This window comes from Roseisolibacter agri, from assembly GCF_030159095.1.
In the GTDB taxonomy this organism is placed as follows: Bacteria; Gemmatimonadota; Gemmatimonadetes; order Gemmatimonadales; family Gemmatimonadaceae; genus Roseisolibacter; species Roseisolibacter agri.
Genome location: NZ_BRXS01000002.1, coordinates 350,077 through 366,227, shown reverse-complemented (window position 1 = coordinate 366,227; position 16,151 = coordinate 350,077). Strand labels below are relative to the sequence as shown.

14 protein-coding genes are annotated in these 16,151 nt (G+C 74.8%); 7 read left to right on the top strand and 7 right to left on the bottom strand.

All coding sequences use genetic code 11. The annotated features are described in order from the left end of the window. Positions 1–65: 65 nt before the first annotated feature. Positions 66–977 carry an aldo/keto reductase gene (locus tag rosag_RS06525; protein ID WP_284349252.1) on the top strand — a complete coding sequence of 304 codons (912 nt, stop codon included), beginning with the start codon at positions 66–68 and terminating at the stop codon, positions 975–977. A 241-nt stretch (positions 978–1,218) separates the two neighbouring features. Here the strand turns inward: rosag_RS06525 and rosag_RS06520 are convergent, their stop codons facing one another. Together rosag_RS06520 and rosag_RS06515 are read right to left on the bottom strand one after the other, a co-directional pair. Then, positions 1,219–1,800, bottom strand: a complete 582-nt coding sequence (locus rosag_RS06520; protein ID WP_284349251.1) for a hypothetical protein — start codon at positions 1,798–1,800, stop codon at positions 1,219–1,221. An 84-nt stretch (positions 1,801–1,884) separates the two neighbouring features. Next, complete coding sequence (locus rosag_RS06515; RefSeq protein ID WP_284349250.1) at positions 1,885–3,252, bottom strand: glycerate kinase type-2 family protein; 1,368 nt, start codon at positions 3,250–3,252, stop codon at positions 1,885–1,887. A gap of 223 nt (positions 3,253–3,475) precedes the next feature. Between rosag_RS06515 and rosag_RS06510 the strand changes: the two genes are divergently transcribed. Further along, positions 3,476–3,700, top strand: a complete 225-nt coding sequence (locus tag rosag_RS06510; RefSeq protein WP_284349249.1) for a CsbD family protein — start codon at positions 3,476–3,478, stop codon at positions 3,698–3,700. 69 nt (positions 3,701–3,769) lie between these two features. Here the strand turns inward: rosag_RS06510 and rosag_RS06505 are convergent, their stop codons facing one another. Continuing rightward, entirely contained in the window at positions 3,770–4,840 is a 1,071-nt protein-coding gene (locus rosag_RS06505; protein WP_284349248.1) for an AI-2E family transporter, read from the bottom strand. A gap of 71 nt (positions 4,841–4,911) precedes the next feature. Between rosag_RS06505 and rosag_RS06500 the strand changes: the two genes are divergently transcribed. From rosag_RS06500 to rosag_RS06485, 4 genes are all read left to right on the top strand, one after another. After that, positions 4,912–5,550, top strand: coding sequence for a HupE/UreJ family protein (locus tag rosag_RS06500; RefSeq protein ID WP_284349247.1), 639 nt, complete (start codon positions 4,912–4,914; stop codon positions 5,548–5,550). A 167-nt stretch (positions 5,551–5,717) separates the two neighbouring features. Beyond that, complete coding sequence (locus tag rosag_RS06495) at positions 5,718–7,811, top strand: M1 family metallopeptidase (protein ID WP_284349246.1); 2,094 nt, start codon at positions 5,718–5,720, stop codon at positions 7,809–7,811. Positions 7,812–7,839: 28 nt separating this feature from the next. Continuing rightward, a complete protein-coding gene (locus rosag_RS06490) occupies positions 7,840–8,430 on the top strand; it encodes a DUF6702 family protein (protein WP_309298173.1) in 591 nt (196 codons plus the stop codon). A gap of 55 nt (positions 8,431–8,485) precedes the next feature. Next, positions 8,486–10,300, top strand: coding sequence for a hypothetical protein (locus tag rosag_RS06485; protein ID WP_284349244.1), 1,815 nt, complete (start codon positions 8,486–8,488; stop codon positions 10,298–10,300). A gap of 16 nt (positions 10,301–10,316) precedes the next feature. On the opposite strand, the gene rosag_RS06480 is transcribed toward rosag_RS06485, so the two are convergent. Then, positions 10,317–11,147, bottom strand: a complete 831-nt coding sequence (locus tag rosag_RS06480) for a helix-turn-helix domain-containing protein (RefSeq protein ID WP_284349243.1) — start codon at positions 11,145–11,147, stop codon at positions 10,317–10,319. Positions 11,148–11,220: 73 nt separating this feature from the next. Between rosag_RS06480 and rosag_RS06475 the strand changes: the two genes are divergently transcribed. Next, a complete protein-coding gene (locus rosag_RS06475; protein ID WP_284349242.1) occupies positions 11,221–11,637 on the top strand; it encodes a hypothetical protein in 417 nt (138 codons plus the stop codon). Positions 11,638–11,833: 196 nt separating this feature from the next. Here rosag_RS06475 and rosag_RS06470 read toward each other — a convergent pair whose 3' ends face one another. The 3 genes from rosag_RS06470 to rosag_RS06460 form a co-directional block, all read right to left on the bottom strand. Then, positions 11,834–12,358, bottom strand: a complete 525-nt coding sequence (locus tag rosag_RS06470) for a TspO/MBR family protein (RefSeq protein ID WP_284349241.1) — start codon at positions 12,356–12,358, stop codon at positions 11,834–11,836. A 7-nt stretch (positions 12,359–12,365) separates the two neighbouring features. Then, the gene (locus tag rosag_RS06465) at positions 12,366–13,118 is read right to left on the bottom strand and encodes a PIG-L deacetylase family protein (protein WP_284349240.1); all 753 of its coding nucleotides are present in this window, start codon (positions 13,116–13,118) and stop codon (positions 12,366–12,368) included. A gap of 392 nt (positions 13,119–13,510) precedes the next feature. Beyond that, on the bottom strand, positions 13,511–15,970 hold the full coding sequence (locus rosag_RS06460) for an alpha/beta fold hydrolase (RefSeq protein ID WP_284349239.1): 2,460 nt from the start codon (positions 15,968–15,970) through the stop codon (positions 13,511–13,513). Between the last annotated feature and the right edge of the window lie 181 nt (positions 15,971–16,151).

Below are 16,151 nucleotides of genomic sequence, written 5' to 3'. Positions count from 1 at the left end.
ACTCCAGGGCCGCAGGATTGGGTCCACGCGGACGTCGTGGCGCGCCGCGTGCTCGCCGGGCGCGCATGGACCGCCGCACCTTCGTCGCCGGGACGGCGGCGACGCTCGCCGCGCACGCCGCCGTCCCCGCCGTCACTCCGCCGCCCGCCGTCGCGATGGCGACGCGCCCGATCCCGCGCACCGGGGAGGAGCTCCCCGTCGTCGGACTCGGCACCTGGCAGACGTTCGACCCGCCGCGCCGCACGGCCGAGTCGCTGGCGCCGCTGGAGGCGACGCTCCGCGCGCTGCACGCGGCGGGCGGTCGCGTGCTCGACTCGAGCCCCATGTACGGCGCCTCGGAGTCGATCGCCGGCGAGCTGGCGGAGCGGGCCGGGCTGGGCGACGCGCTGTTCTGGGCCACGAAGGTGTGGACGCGCGGCGAGGCCGACGGCGTCCGGCAGATGGAGCAGTCCGCGCGGCTGCTGCGCCGGCGGCGCATCGACCTGATGCAGGTGCACAACCTCGTGGACTGGCGCACGCACCTGGCCACGCTGCGGCGCTGGCAGGCCGAGGACCGCGTCCGTTACGTGGGCGTGACGCACTACCAGACGAGCGCGTTCGCGGAGCTGGAGCGCATCGTCGCGCACGAGCGCGTGGACGTCGTGCAGCTCCCCTACTCGGTGGCGGTGCGCGACGCGGAGCAGCGGCTGCTCCCGGCGGCGCGCGACGCGGGCGTGGCGGTGCTGGTGAATCTCCCCTTCGGCGGCGGCGGGCTGCTGCGCCGCCTGGCGGGCGAGCCGCTGCCGGGCGCGGTGCGCGAGTGGGCCGGCAGCTGGCCGCAGGCGCTGCTGAAGTTCGTGCTCGCGCACCCGGCGGTGACGTGCGTGATCCCCGGCACCTCCAACCCGCGGCACATGACCGACGACGCAGCCGCCGGCACGGGCCGCCTGCCCGACGCGCGCGAGCGGGAGGCGCTGGTGCGGGCGCTGGATCTGTGAAGCGCGGCGGACTGCGGCGTGCGGACGTGAACTGCCAACTGCATTTGCAAGGATGAAGATCGGATAAGATCTGATAACGACGGATGCTCCGCGTGAGGCGACGTGCGTCGCCGCCACACGGAGCATCGGCGGTTATCCAATCTTCTCAGACCTTCATCCTTGCTATGCCGTTCGCCGTTCGGGTCCGGCGCGAGGATCCAGGATCAGGATCCGCAGCCCGCAGCCCGCAGTCCGCAGCGTCTCAGCTGTCGACCCCCAGCTTCTTCATCTCCGCCGCCATCGCTTCCTGCTTCTGCTTGATCTCCGCCTCGTGCTCGCGCATGAAGCGCACGTTGTCCATGTTCGCCTTCATCTCGCGCACCAGCGAGTCCGCGTTGTCCTTCGGGCGCATCTGCAGCACGCTGCCCGCCATCGCCGACTGCAGCATCGCCATCGAGATCGTCGCGAACTCGCGCGGCGACAGCCCCGCCTCGCGCACCGCCGCCGCCATCGCCGGCACGCGCTCGATCTTCGCCGCGATGCCGTCCAGGCTCTGGTCGTCGTTGTCGTCGTCGCCCCCATCCGCGGAGTCCAGCGCCGCCCGCTCGGCCGGCGACATCGCCTTCGCGCGCACCGCCATCGCGCGCTGCGCCGCGTAGAGGCGGTCGATCTTGTCCATCGTCAGCTTGTAGCTCTGCACGTCGGCGAGGTCGCCGTCCGCCTGCGCGGCGGCCGCGGGCGCGGACGCCGCCGGCGTGGTGCCGCCCTCGGCCGCGGGCGCGGCATCCTTGTTGGAGCAGGCGACGGCGAGCAGCAGGGCGAGCGGGCGCAGACGTGAGAGCATGGGATCGGCGGGTGTGAGGGGAGTGGCGTCGCGACCGGCGACGCACGCGCCACGTTAACGTCCGGTCACGCACGCGCGCCATGTTCAGGTGACCCGGTCGGGCAGGTCGGGCGACACGCCCACCAGCGCCACCTGCACGTCCATCACGTTCGTGTGCGTGGGGCCCGTCCGCAGCAGCCCCCCCCCGCCCGCGGCCGCGAAGAAGCCGTGCGCGTCGTTGTCGGCCAGCGCGCGCCGCGCGTCGATCCCGCGCGCCGCCGCGTCGCGCACCGTGCGCGGCGTCGCCCACGCCCCTGCGGCGTCGGTGGGCCCGTCGATGCCGTCCGTGCCTGCGCTCAATGCCATGATGGGCGCGTCGTCGTCGATCACGCCCGCGCGCACCGCGTCGTCCAGCGCCACCGCCGCGGCCAGCGCCAGCTCCTGGTTGCGCCCCCCACGGCCCGCGCCGCGCACCGTCACCGTCGTCTCGCCGCCCCACAGCAGGCACGCCGGTGCGCCGCGCTGCAGCGCGGCCGCGATCGCCGCGCGCGCGACCGCCCGGCCCGCGTCGCGCGCCTCGCCGCGCAGCGCGGCCCCGCGCACGGTCGTCGTGTAGCCCAGGCGCGTCGCCGCCACGCGCGCGGCCGCCAGCGCGTCGCCGATGCCGCCCAGGAGGTGCAGCCGCGTCGCGTCCGCTGCGCGCGCGTGCGTGGGCGCGTCGGCTGGCGTCGCGAGCCGCGCCCGCACCGCGTCGGAGGCCGTCTCCCACGCGCCGAACGCGCGCAGCACGCGCACCGCGTCGGCCGCCGTCGTGCGATCGGGCACCGTCGGCCCGCTGCCGATCACCGTCGGGTCGTCGCCGACGACGTCCGAGAGCACGAGCGTCGCGACGTCCGCGCGCGTCGCCGCCGCCAGCCGCCCGCCGCCCAGCAGCGAGAGCTGCCGTCGCACGGTGTTGAGCGCGGCGATGTCCGCGCCCGCGCGCTGCAACCGCGCCACGATCTCGCGCGCATCCGCCGCCGGCACGCCGTCCACGCACGCCGCCCACAGCGCCGACGCGCCGCCCGACAGCAGCACCAGCAGCAGCTCGTCCTCCCCGCACGCGCGCGCCGTCGCCAGCGCCGCACGCGCCGCCGCCTCGCCCGCCGCGTCGGGGAGCGGATGCGCCGCCTCGCGCACCGCGATGCCCACGGGCGCGCGCACCCCTTCCGGCAGCTGCGTCGCATAGCCGTGCGGCACCACGACCTCGCCGCGCATCGCGCGCACGCCGGCCGCCGCCAGCACCGGCTCGACCGCCGCCGCCATCGCCAACGCCGCCTTTCCCGCGCCGACGACGGTCACCCGCGCGTACGCCGCCAGCGGGCGCGGTGCGAGACCATCCACACCCACGCGCGCCAGCAGTCGCTGGAGCAGCGGTGCGGGCATCGCGCCGGCGACGGCGGCGGAGTGAACCTGAATGGCGCTGGCGCGCATGAACGACGGAGGACGGAACGGCGGAGGACGAGGAAGCGGAGGACGATACGGCGTGAAACGAGACGGCGGATGCTACCAGCCTGAAGCTCGAGGCGTCCGCTCTTCCGTATCACGCCCCACCGTCCTCCGCCGTTTCACGCCCCACGGCACGCCCGATGCCCTGCAATCCGCCCCGCGCGACGCCAGTTCGTCCGCGCATCCACCCCAGACGCAGGAGCCTCACATGAGCGATATCACCCGCAAGAGCGGCGAGCAGATCGAGCTCGAGGGCAAGGCGAAGGAGCTCGGCGGCCGCGTCAAGGACGCGCTCGGCGACCTCACGGGCAACCCCCGCCACGACGTCGAGGGCAAGCTCGACAAGCTCGAGGGCAAGGCGCAGCAGAAGCTCGGGAAGGCGCAGCAGGACGTCGAGGACATCGACGCCGCCCGCCGCCGCGACCGCATCTGATCGCGCGCTCCAGCACGACACGAAGCGGGCGGCGGGCCTCCTCGGCTCGCCGCCCGTCTCACTTCCAGGTCACTTCCGCTCCTCGTCCACCCCGTCGCCCGCCAGCACGGTCGCGACCCCCCGCCACCCCGGCACGTGCCGGCTCGCGATCGCCAGCGCCACCGTCAGCGGCACCGCCAGCAGCGCGCCCAGCGCCCCCCACAGCCACCCCCAGAACACGATCGCCAGCAGCACCCCCAGCGGCGACAGGCGCATCAGCCGCCCCTCCAGCTTCGGGTCGACGACGTTCCCGAGCACGATCTGCATGGCCGCGAACGCCGCCAGCACCCCGGCCGCGCGCCCGAGCCCGCCGCCGTCGCCGGCCGCCGATTCGGCGAGCGCCATCAGTGTCGGCGGCACCACCGCCAGCAGCGACCCCACGCTCGGCACGTACTCCAGCAGGAAGGCGAGGAAGCCCCACACCCACGCCAGCGGCAGCCCGAACGCGAGCGCCAGCAGCGCGCTCGCCGTCCCCGTGATCGCGCTCGTGAGCGTCTTCACCCACACGTAGCGCCGGAACGCCGCCGCCGACTCGTCCACGACCGCCAGCGTCTCGTCCGCCCCGCGGCCCCCCACCGCCCGCCGGATCCGCCGGCGCAGCTCCCGCTCCTCGGCCAGCCCCAGCACGGCCACGGCCAGCGCCAGCAGCAGCTCGCCCAGCGCGCTCCCCAGCAGCCCGAGCGCCCGCGTCACAGCCCCCGCCAGCCCGTTCGGCGCCCCACCGCCCTCCGACGCGGAGGATCCGGCCGGGACGGGGATCCCGCGCGCCGACGCCCACCCGCGCGCCCGCTCCGCCGCCGCCGACAGCGCCTCGCGCCGGTCCGCCAACTCCTCCGCGACCGCGGCCACGCTCCACCCGAGCGCCGCCAGGAACGCCGCCACTCCCGCCAGCAGCGCCAGCCCGGTGAGCGTCAGCGCCAGCCAGTCGGGCACCACGCGCGCCAGCCGCACGCGCAGCGGGTGCGCGAGCATCGCGAGGAAGATCCCCGCCGCCAGCGGCGCCAGCACCGGCCGCCCCACCTTCAGCGCGGTCACGGCGAGGACCACCCCCAGCAGGATGGCGAGCGGCCGCCACCGGGGCGGTCGGGTCGTGTCGGACATGCGACGGCGCGGGGGCAAGTCGCGCACCCTCTGCCGGACCGCTAGGCTTCGCCCGTCCTCCACCCCGACGCATGGGATCCGAGTTCCTCGCCTACCTCCGGCTGGGCGTCGCCCACATCGCCGACCTCGCCGGCTACGACCACATCCTCTTCGTGGCCGCGCTCACCGGCGGCTACACGCTGGGCGCGTGGCGCCGGCTCCTCGTGCTCGTGACGGCGTTCACCGTCGGGCACTCCGTCACGCTGGCGCTGGCGACGCTGCGCCTCGTGACCGTCGACGCCCCGCTGATCGAGGTGCTGATCCCGGCGACGATCCTCGTCACCAGCCTCGCCTCCATCGTCCTCGCCCGGCGCCCCGACGAGAGCCGCCCCTGGCGTCGCTCGGGCTGGCGCGGCGCCGACGGCGGCCCCCGCGGCGGCCCGCTCCTCTACCTGCTCGCCCTCGGCTTCGGCCTCATCCATGGACTGGGCTTCTCGACCTACCTGCGCGCGCTGCTCGGGGCCGAATCCTCCATCGCGATGCCGCTGCTGGCCTTCAACCTCGGGCTCGAGGCCGGCCAGCTCCTCATCGTCGCCGTCACCCTGATGATCGGCGCCGCCGCGTCGCGCCTCCTCGGCGCCCGCCGCGACTGGGTGCTCCTGCTCGCCGGCATCACCGGCGGCCTCGCGACGCTGCTGCTCATCCAGCGCGTCGCGGCACTGAACGGTTGAGCAGGGGTACCCCCTGCCAGCCCCCTCCCGCTCGGCTCGCCCCGCGCCCCGCGCGGCTCGTCCCGGCCGACCGGCGCGTCGCGGCCCGCGCGCGTAGCCTCCGGCCCGCTCACGCGTGCCGTGCGTCGCCCGCCTCGCGGGCGCTTTCCTTTCCCTCTCCATCCCCGATGTCCGATCTCCGTCTCCGCGCGGCGCTCGCCGTCGCCGGCCTGCTCGCCGTCGCGCCTGCCACATCCCTCGGCGCGCAGCAGTGGCTGGACTCGACCGCCAAGGCCGAGCGCACCAACCGCTCGGTCTTCCGCGCGCTCGAGGAGCTTCCCCCGGCCAACCAGGCCCGCTCGGCCTCGGGCGCGCCCGGGCCGCGCTACTGGCAGCAGCGCGTGGACTACGTGATCCGCGCGACGCTCGACACCGTGCAGCAGGCCATCACGGGCAGCGAGCGCGTCACGTACCACAACAACTCGCCCGACACGCTGCGCTTCCTCTGGTTCCAGCTGGACCAGAACATCGACGACCCGCAGAGCCGCGCGAACCTGTCGACGCCCGCGTTCGGCACGCGACTCAGCCCGGCCGCCCAGCGCGCCCTCGCGGCGGAGCCGTTCCAGGGCGGCTACACGCTGTCGCGCGTGCAGACCGTGAGCGCCGCGGGCGTGAAGCGCGACGCGAAGCGCGTCCTCAACAACACCGTGCTGCGCGTCGACCTGCCGACACCGCTCGCGCCGGGGAAGACCGCCGTCGTCGAGATGGACTGGCGCTTCCTCGTCCCCGAGGGCGGCCAGAACGGCCGCGGCGCCAAGGAGAAGGTGAAGGACGGCTGGCTCTACGAGATCGCGCAGTGGTTCCCGCGCGCGTCGGTGTACGACGACGTCAACGGGTGGCAGACGGACCAGTTCCTCGGGCAGGGCGAGTTCTACCTGAACTTCGGGAACTACGACGTCAGCCTCACCGTGCCGCGCGACCACATCGTCAACGCGACGGGCACGCTGCGCAATCCCGAGGCGGTGATGACGGCGACGCAGCGCGCGCGCCTCGCGAAGGCGCTCACCGACACGGTGCCGACCTTCATCGTCGCGCCCAACGAGGTGATGACGGCCGCCTCGCGCCCCGCGGGCACGGGCCCGCTGACGTGGCGCTTCACCGCGGAGAACGTGCGCGACTTCGCGTGGGTCTCCAGCAAGACGTACGTCTGGGACGCGGCGGGCTTCCGCTACGCCAGGGGCGGCGCCACGAACGGGCGCGTGGTCGAGATCCACTCGCTCTACCCGCGCGACGCGATGCCGCTGTGGGACAAGGTGAGCACGCGCGCGACCATCCAGACGATGAAGACGTACGGCCGGATGGCGTTCGAGTACCCGTACCCGAAGGCCGTCAACGTGCACGGCCCGGTGTTCGGCATGGAGTACCCGATGATCGCGTTCTGCGGCGCCCGCCCGAGCCCGGACGGCACCTACAGCGACGCGACGGAGAAGGCGCTCATCTCGGTCACGATCCACGAGGTCGGGCACAACTGGTTCCCGATGGTCGTCGCCAGCGACGAGCGCAAGTGGACCTGGATGGACGAGGGCATCAACTCGTTCCTGCAGTACTACGCGGAGCAGGACTGGCAGCGCGGCTACCCGAGCCGCCGCGGCCCCGCGAAGAACATCGTCGGCTACATGAAGGACACCGCGCAGGTGCCCATCATGACCGAGTCGAACGACATCCAGGCGAACTTCGGCAACAACGGCTACTCCAAGCCCGCCGCCGGCCTCGTGATGCTGCGCGAGAAGGTCCTCGGCGACTCGCTGTTCGACGCCGCGTTCCAGGAGTACGCGCAGCGCTGGATGTTCAAGCACCCGCAGCCGGGCGACTTCTTCCGCTCGCTCGACGACGGCGCCGGCGAGAACCTGAGCTACTTCTGGCGCGGCTGGTTCTACAGCACGCACGCCAACGACCAGGCGGTCGCCGACGTGCAGTCGCAGGCGGCGGACTCGCTCGTCGGCACGACGGCGCGCGGCAAGCGCTACGTGCGCGTGACGCTCGAGAACCGCGCGGGCCTCGTGCTCCCGGTCGAGATGGACGTCACGTTCGCGGACGGCTCGGTGAAGCGCGTGAAGCTCCCGGTCGACGTCTGGCGCCGCAACGAGAAGCGCTTCGTCTACGGCTTCTTCGCCGACCAGGAGGTGACGGGCGTGGTGGTCGACCCGGACGAGGGCTTCGCGGACGTGGACCGGTCGAACAACACGTGGGGGAAGCCGGCGACGCGGAAGCCGATCAGCTGAACGGCGGAAGACGGAACGGCGGAGAACGATGAATCGGAGGACGATGATGCGTGAGACGATGGTGCGTGGCTTGAAGCGGATGTGGGTGCTGGGACTGCTGGTCCCCGCCGTACCGTCTCACGCCGTATCGTCTTCCGCAGCATCGTCCTCCGCCGTTCCGTCCTCCGCAGTGCATGACGTTCATGTTTCGCACATGCGCCTCGTCGTCGAGGGCCGCACCGTCGCCGCGCAGGTGCGGCTCTTCCACGACGACCTGCAGGACGCGGTGCGCGCGCATGCGAGGGCGCCGCAGCTCGTGCTCTCGTCGGCCGCCGGCGACTCGGCCTTCGCGCGCTACTTCGCGCAGGGCGTCGGCGTCACGGCCGACGGCGTGCGGCTGGTGCCGCGGCTGCTGCAGGCCCGCGACGAGCGCGACGCCGGCGGCATCCCGATGCGCGTCTACACCGTCGAGCTGACGGCCGCGCGCCCCGTGCGCAGGCTCGCGCTGCGCGACGCGCTGCTCTTCGAGCACTTCCGCGACCAGCAGAACCTCGCGGTCGTCGTGCGCATGCCGTCCGAGCGGCGCACCTCGCTCTTCTTCGCCGCGGGCGACACGAAGGAGCAGGCGGTCCCCGAGTAGCGCCGCGTAGCGCCCGCGGTTCCGGAACGGCGGTGCGCGCCCGATACTCCCGGGCATGGAAGCGCTGCTCGTCCGCTACCTGACGATCACCGGCCTGCTGGCGCTCGTCGCGCTGGCCGCGCCCTCGCTGGTCGTCATGGGCCTCTTCTTCGGCATCCTGCCGGGGCTCGTGCTGGGCTTCGCGCCGACCGCCTTCCTCTGGGGCGCGCTGTTCGCGGTCGTCTGGTGGCCGGCGCACGGCGCCATCGGCGACCGGCCGGCGGCGGTGGTCGCGGTGGTCGCCGCGTACGCGGTGCTGCGCACGCTGCCCACGCGCGCCAACCGGCCCATGCGGGCGCGCCTCGCCGCGCTGCGCGGTGAGGACGTGATGCCCGCGGAGCGCATCGCCCTCCATGGCACGGTGACGTTCGCGCTCACGCATCCGTACGAGCAGCCGAGCAGCGATCGGACGCGGAACGGCCAGCAGGAGCGCGCGTGCGATCCGCTGTGCGTGGCGGCGCTCTTCACGCCCGGCATCGACGCCGTCGTCCGCGTGCACCTCGACGCGCCCGACCGCGATCCGCGCACCGGGCCGGTGTCCGCGCCGGAGACGTACCGCGTCGTGCGGCGTCCCGCGGGCGCGCCGTCGGTGATGCCCGCCGACCTCACGAAGCACGGCGCGTGGTACGCCGGATGGACGCACGCCGCGAGCGCGCTCGGCGACGCGTGGCGGCTGCGCATCGCGCGCGGCGAGACGATCGTGCGCGAGGACGGCGACGGCGGGCCCGGGGACTTCACCGTCGCGGTGCAGGAGTGGCGCGAGGACGTCGTCCCGCGTCGGCGGAAGTGGACGCTCACGGCCGGCCCGCTCCACGCGCGGCGCATCGAGGTGCGCGACCGCGCCGGCGCCGTGCTGCTCCGCCGCACCGTCGCCAACGCGCCGCTGCGCAGCCGGACGCTGCGCATCGACGGCAGTGGGCCGCCCGAGAGCTTCCGCCTCCACTGGGGGATCGCGCGGACGCCGCGCGGCCAGGCGCGCACCGACGGGCTGCACGCGGTGGCGGTGCTGCGCGAGTGGACGACGCTGCACCTCGACGCGGACCCGCGGCAGGCCGCGCTCGAGGCACGCGTCGAGCTGGCGCGGCTGCTCGCCGATCGCACGCGCCCCGTCGAGGACCCGGCGTTCGCGCTCGTGCGCCCGGTGCTGCGCGACGTCGAGGAGCACGGTCCCGTCGCGGGCGACGCCGCGCTGCTGGCGACGCTCGTGGCCGACCCGCGCCCGCGCGACCACGACGGGCTGACGGGCGCGATCCGGAAGCTCGGCGCCGACGGCGCGCTGCTGCGCGACGTGCTGGTGCGCCGCGTGCTCGCCGGCCGCTTTCCCGACGAGTTCCACCTCGGCGCGTTCGGCGAGGCGCTGCGGCACCTGCCGCCCGGGACCTTCGCGACGCCGACGCCGTGGGAAGCGCAGCTGCTCGCCGACCATGAGCGCCGCCTGTGGGCGCGCGGGCTGATCGAGCGGCAGTCGGACCGCGGCGCCGACGCGGTGCCGCTGCTGGTGGACGTGGTCGCGCAGGCGTACGCGATCCTCGCCGAGCGGCGCGACCGGCGCCACGACGTCGCGCGCACGGCCGCCGAGGCCGCGCGCGAGGCGCTGCTGGTGCTCGGCCGCGATGCGGCCGCGGCGCTCCCCGCGCTGGAGCGCATGGCCGCGGACGGCGTGGTGCCGGAGCACTTCACGCGCGCCGAGAGCTGGAAGTTCCTGCTCGCGCGGCTCGGCCGTCCGGTCGAGAGCTTCGAGAATCCCGGCAACCCCCGGCAGACGACGGCGGAGTACCACGCCCGCTTCCGCCGCCAGCTCGCGCGCTTCGATCCGAGGACGGGCGGGTAGCGCGCGCCCGGTGCGGTCAGCCGTCGGTGGCCGCGCGCAGCACGGCCGCGGTGTGCGCGTCCGCCGGCAGGAACGCCTCGATCGTCAGCTCGGCCGCGCTGGCGTCGATCGCGGTGCCGAAGATGGTCGTCGTGCTGAGGAAGCTCAGCATCCCGTGCGGCGAGCGCACGCGCAGCGGCACGACGACGCCCGGCGCGGCCTCCCCGTCGTCGCGCGCCGCGCCCGGCGGCGGCGGAAAGGCGCGCAGCTCGTCGCGCAGCGACGCGAGCGCGGGATCGGCGGTCAGCTCGACGTCGCGGCGCAGGCGTGCGAGCACGTGCGCGCGCCACTGCGCGAGGTTGGCGATGCGCGGCGCGAGCCCCCGCGGGTGCAGGCTCGCGCGCAGCGCGTTCACCGGCGGCGTGGCGAGCGCCGGATCGACGTCGCGCAGGAAGAGCCCGAGCGCGGGATTGTACGCGACGACGTTCCAGTGCCGGTCCACCGCCAGCGCGGGGCTCGGCATCAGCGCGGCGAGGATGAGATCGACCGCGTCGCGCACGCCCCGCAGCGCCGCGTCGTCCGGCGTCCGCGGCGCGCTCGCCGGCGCGTAGCCCGCGGCCAGCAGCAGCGCGTCGCGCTCGCGCGGCGGGATCTCCAGCGCCTCCGCCAGCTGCTGCACCATCTCGCGGCTGGGCATCGCGCGCCCGGTCTCGAGGAAGCTGAGGTGGCGGGCCGAGACGTCCGCGTGCAGCGCGAGGGAGAGCTGGCTGTGGCGTCGCCGCACGCGCCAGTCGCGCAGCAGCGCGCCGACGGTCGGTGCGCGGCGCGCGTCGCCGGCATTACCTGCGACGTAATCGACCCTGGCCATGCGCGGAATTTACGTGTGGGCACGGCGCGCGGCACGACCGCGGCGCCGCCCCACCCACACGGAGACCACGACGATGCGTGACGCCACGACCACCGACCGCGATCCCCAGGGCCTGCTCCGCCGCGCGCTGCTCGTCGACGCCGCCGCGACGGCGGGGATGGGCGCGCTCCTCGCCGGCGCGCCGGGATTGCTGGAGACGCTGCTCGGCCTCCCGGTCGCGCTGCTGCGCGGCGCCGGCCTCGCGCTGCTGCCGTTCGCGGCGCTGCTCGCGTGGGTGGCGCGCCGCCCGCGCATTCCCGCCCGCCTCGCGTGGACGCTCGTGCTCCTCAACGTCCTGTGGGCGATCGACAGCGTGGTGCTGCCGCTCACCGGCTGGATCGACCCGACCGCCCTCGGCGCCGCGTTCGTCGTCGCGCAGGGGCTGATCGTGGCGGCGTTCGCGTGGATCGAGTGGACCGGCCTGCGCCGCGCGACGCTCGCGGTGGCCTGATCGGCGCGCCGGACCCCTGTGGCCTTTGGTGAGGATACGGCTGCTCCGGATGGTGCGGATGCTTCGGATCGTTCCGCGCGGCGGCGACATCCCATGCGCTACACGGAGTGATCCGCATGATCCGTTCAGATCCGGAGCATCCGCACCCTCACCAATGGGCGAACAGGTCCGGCGTGCCGAACGAAGGATGGACGGATCACGACAGCCGATCCGGATTCAGCTTCCACACCGCCAGCGTGAGCGCGCTCGCGAACGCCACCCACAGCAGGTAGGGCAGCAGCAGCACCGCCGCGCGGCGACGCACGCGCCCGACGGCGAAGACCGTCGCGCCCACGACGCCCAGCAGCAGCACCACCTCGGCGAACGCCAGGCCGCCGCGCCGCCAGGCGAAGAACAGCCACGGCCAGAGCGCGTTGAGCGCCAGCTGCAGCCCGTACAGGATGAGCGCGTGGCGTGCGCCGCGGCGCGCGCGCACGCGCCACACCAGCCACGCGGCGAGCGCCATCAGCACGTACAGCGTCGTCCACACGACGCCGAAGGTCCACGCGGGCGGCGCCCACGCGGGCCGGTGCAGCGACAGGTAGAAGTCGCCCGCCCGAGCTGACGCGAGGCCGCCGAGGAAGGCCGTCGCGGTGGTGCAGAGCACGATCGCGAGCGTGCCGCCCCACGACGACGTTGCCGCGTCCTCGGGCGCGTGATCCGGCGCGTCGGTGCGCGTCATCGGCGCGTCAGTCGAGGCCCGCGAACAGGTCGGGCGCGGGCACGCCGGGCGGCGGCTCGCCCCACGCGTGGCGGAACACCTCCCAGTCGAGGTTCGCGCCGCCGCTCGCGCGGTACACGTCCGACAGCCACTCGCGCTCGACGGCGCGGTGCTGCGTGCGGTGCGCGTGCAGCGCGGCGAGCTTCGTGTCGCGGTGCGCGCGGCCGTCGATCAGGTAGTCCACGCCCCAGTGCGCGGCGAGGACCTCGGGGCGCCACTCGTGCGTGGTGAGGATCGGCGCCGGCCACACGACGCGGCGCACGCGGTGCGGCGCGCCCAGCGCCGGCGCGTAGCGCGCGTCCGCGGCGGCGGTGACGGCGTCGATCGTGAAGCGGTGGATCGCCTGGTGGTCGGCGTGGTTCGAGACGCCCTTCGGATCGAACGTCACCACGACCGCCGGCCGCGCCGCGCGCACGTGCCGCACGAGCACCTCGCGCATCGCGTCCGTGTCCGCGCTCCCGAGCTGCTTGTCCTCGTGGTCCAGCAGCGCCAGCAGCTCGACGCCGAGGATGGCGCAGGCGTCGCGCAGCTCCCGCTCGCGGAGCGCCGGCAGCTCGTCGCGCGACACCAGCGGCGGGTCGCCCGCGGAGCCGGCCTGCCCGCGCGTGGCGCACACCAGCGCGACGTGCCGCCCGCTGGCGGCGGTGCGCGCGGCCGTCGCCGCGAGCATGAAGCTCTCGTCGTCGGGGTGCGCGAGGATGGCGAGGAGGCCGTCGGTCATGCGGGAGAAGCTACCCGCGGGGGAAGGGGGAGACGACGGCGGGCTGCGTGCTGCGTGTACGCCCGCTCGGGATGCCTCGGCGCGCCGGACCTGTTGGCCTCTTGGAGGGATGCGGATGCTCCGGATGCGGCGGATCGTGCGGACCGCTCCTCGTGGCGTCGACGTCCCGCGTGCCGGGCCGGCTCGGGTGTTCTTGAATTGGGATGAGAAGGATGAGCAGGATCAAATGGATCCGCTCCGCACCGGCGCTCGGAACGTCGCCGCCAGGAGGAGCAGATCCATTTGATCCTTCTCATCCCATCATCCGCATCCACACGCGTAGTTCGGGCATGCCTGGCGTGACGTCGGCGGCCGAGGGCCGGAGCCCACACGCAGCACGCAGCACGCAGCAGTCAGTGATGCGTCCCTCCGTTGGATCCCTGCGCCGCCTGCAGCCGCACCGCGACCGCCCGCGCCTCGCCGTCCTTCCCCTGCATCGCCAGCGCGCGCTGCAGCCCGCGCAGCGACCAGCCGTTCTCCGGGAAGCGCTTCAGGTCCTCGCGGAACGCCTGCTCGGCGTCGGTCGCGCGTCCCGCGCCCAGGAGGATCACGCCCAGCTCCTGCCGCACCGGCACCGTCCACTCGGGCGGCTCGCCGTAGGCGAGGGCGTCCTCGCGGCGCGCCGCCTCGCGCAGGTGGCGGATCGCCGCATCGTGATCGCCGCGCGCCGCCGCGACGTGTCCCGCGAGCACCTCGGCCGCGATGCCCAGCACCTCGCCCGACGTGTTGAACTCCAGCCGCTGCGACGCGATGCGCGGGTCCGTGGCAGTGGCGCGCACGCTGGCGAGCGCACTGTCCGCCGCCGGCAGGCCGCCGCGCGCCGCGAGCGCACGGCCGCGCGCGTAGTGCCACATCGCGCGCGCGTGCGGCAGGTCCTCCGCCGGTGCGGGCGCGTCCAGGATCGCCGCCCAGTCCGCGAACCGCACCTTCAGCTGCAGGTGGCGCGTCTGGTGGTGCTGCACGAACGTCATCCCCGGCGCGCGCAGCACCTCCGCCGGCACGAGCGACCGCATCCGCTCCGCGGCGGCCAGCGCCTGCTCGCGTCGCCCCACCATGCTCGCCGCGAACGCCAGGAAGTCGTAGTTGTGCGGGTAGTACCCGGCCGTGTACGCACCCAGCGCGGGCTTCTGGTCGCGGATGTAGGACTCGTCGGCGTGCACCGCGTGCTCGTTGGCGCGGATCGCGTCGGCGTAGCGCCCGACGCGCACGTAGATGTGCCCCGGCATGTGCACCAGGTGCCCGGCGCCCGGCATCAGCCCGGCGAGCCGCTCCGCCATCGGCAGCGCGCGCGCGGGATCCACCGCCTCCACCGCGTGGATGTAGAAGTGGTTCGCGCCCGGATGCCGCGGCGCGGCGCGCACGACGCGCTCGAGCTGCGCCAGCAGCACCGGCGTGTCGGGACGCGGCGAGCCGTCCGCGTTCCAGTAGCGCCACGGGCTCAGGTCCATCAGCGCCTCCGCGTGCAGCGTGCGCGCCTCGAGGTCCGTGGGGAAGCGCTGCACCACCTCCCCCATCGCGCCCGCGTACGCGGAGTCGAGCGCCGCCCGATCGGCGCGCGGGACGGGCGTGTAGCGCTTCGCCAGCGCGTCGATCAGCGCCCGCTCGCGCGGCGTCGCGTGCACGGCCGCGGCGCGCGCCCGCTGCAGCGCGCCATGCGCGGCCACGCCCGCCGCGGAGTCCATCGGGAGGTTGATGTTCGGGCCGTACGCGAGCGCCGTCCCCCAGTGGCACATGGCGCACCGCGGATCGAGGCGCGCGGCCTCGTTGAACGCGCGGATCGCCTCGGCATGGTTGAACGCGTAGTAGAGGCGCAGCCCCTGGTCGAAGTAGCGCTGCGCCAGCGGCACGCGCGTGCTCACGACGTAGCGATGGTCGCCGAGGTCGGCGTACAGCGGCACCGAGTCGGCGCGTGCGGCGGCGTTCGCCGCGCGCGCCGGGCGCGTCGCCAGGAACGCCAGCACGTCGCGCGCGAAGCGCTCGGGCTCCTCCCAGTGCAGCGCGTGGCCCGTCCCCGCGTACACCGCGAGCGTCGCCGGCTGGTAGGCGCGCACCAGCTGCTCCTGCTCGGCGCGCGGGAAGACCTGGTCGCGGTCCCCCCACACGACGAGCGTCGGGATGCGCGGCCCGCCGGGGCGCGCGGGCGGCGCGGCGACGATCCCGGTCATCAGCTGCCGCCACACCGAGGCGGGCAGCTTGAGGCTCTCCGCGACCGCGCGGTCCATGAACTCCGGCGGCACCGGCCGGTGCGCCGTGCCGAGCTGGAACTCGCGCGCGAACGCCGACGGCACCGGATCGGTGAGCGCGTCGATGTCCTTCTTCAGCGCCCGCACCGCGTCGTTCGGCGCGCCCGACGCGGCGCCGACGAGCACGAGCTGCGACACGCGCGCCGGCGCCAGCCGCACGACCTCGCGCGCCACGATCGAGCCCATCGAGTGGCCGACGACCGCCGCGCGCGGGATGCCCTGCGCGTCCATGAAGGCGACGACGTCGGCGGCGAGGTCGTGCATCGCGTAGCCGCGCGCCGGCCGGTCGGAGTCGCCGTGCCCACGCTGGTCGAGCGCGAACACGCGATGGCGCGTGGCGAGCGGCGCGATCACGCGGCTCCACGAGAACCAGGAGTCGCTGTAGCCGTGCAGCAGGATCAGTGCGGGCGCGGCCGAGTCGCCCGACTCGGCGTACCGCAGCCGGACGCCGGTCGCCAGCCGGACGTCGGCGAAGCGCGGCCCGTCCGCGGGCGCACGCTCGGCCGCGACGGGGGCGGATGGCGCGCCGGCGAGCGCGGCGATCAGCGCGCCGGTCTGGAGCAGCAACATGAGACCTCCTCGCGCTCGCTCGGGAGCGCGCCGCAGCAGGGAACGTGGGGCACGCCGTGGTGCGAGGCCCCATGTCCCCTGATGCGCGCGATCGCGCCGCGACCCGACAGGCGATCACACCCGCGATCCGCTCGCGCATTCGCTGCTGTGCGTGCGCGCCGCCGGCTGTACATTGGCGGCA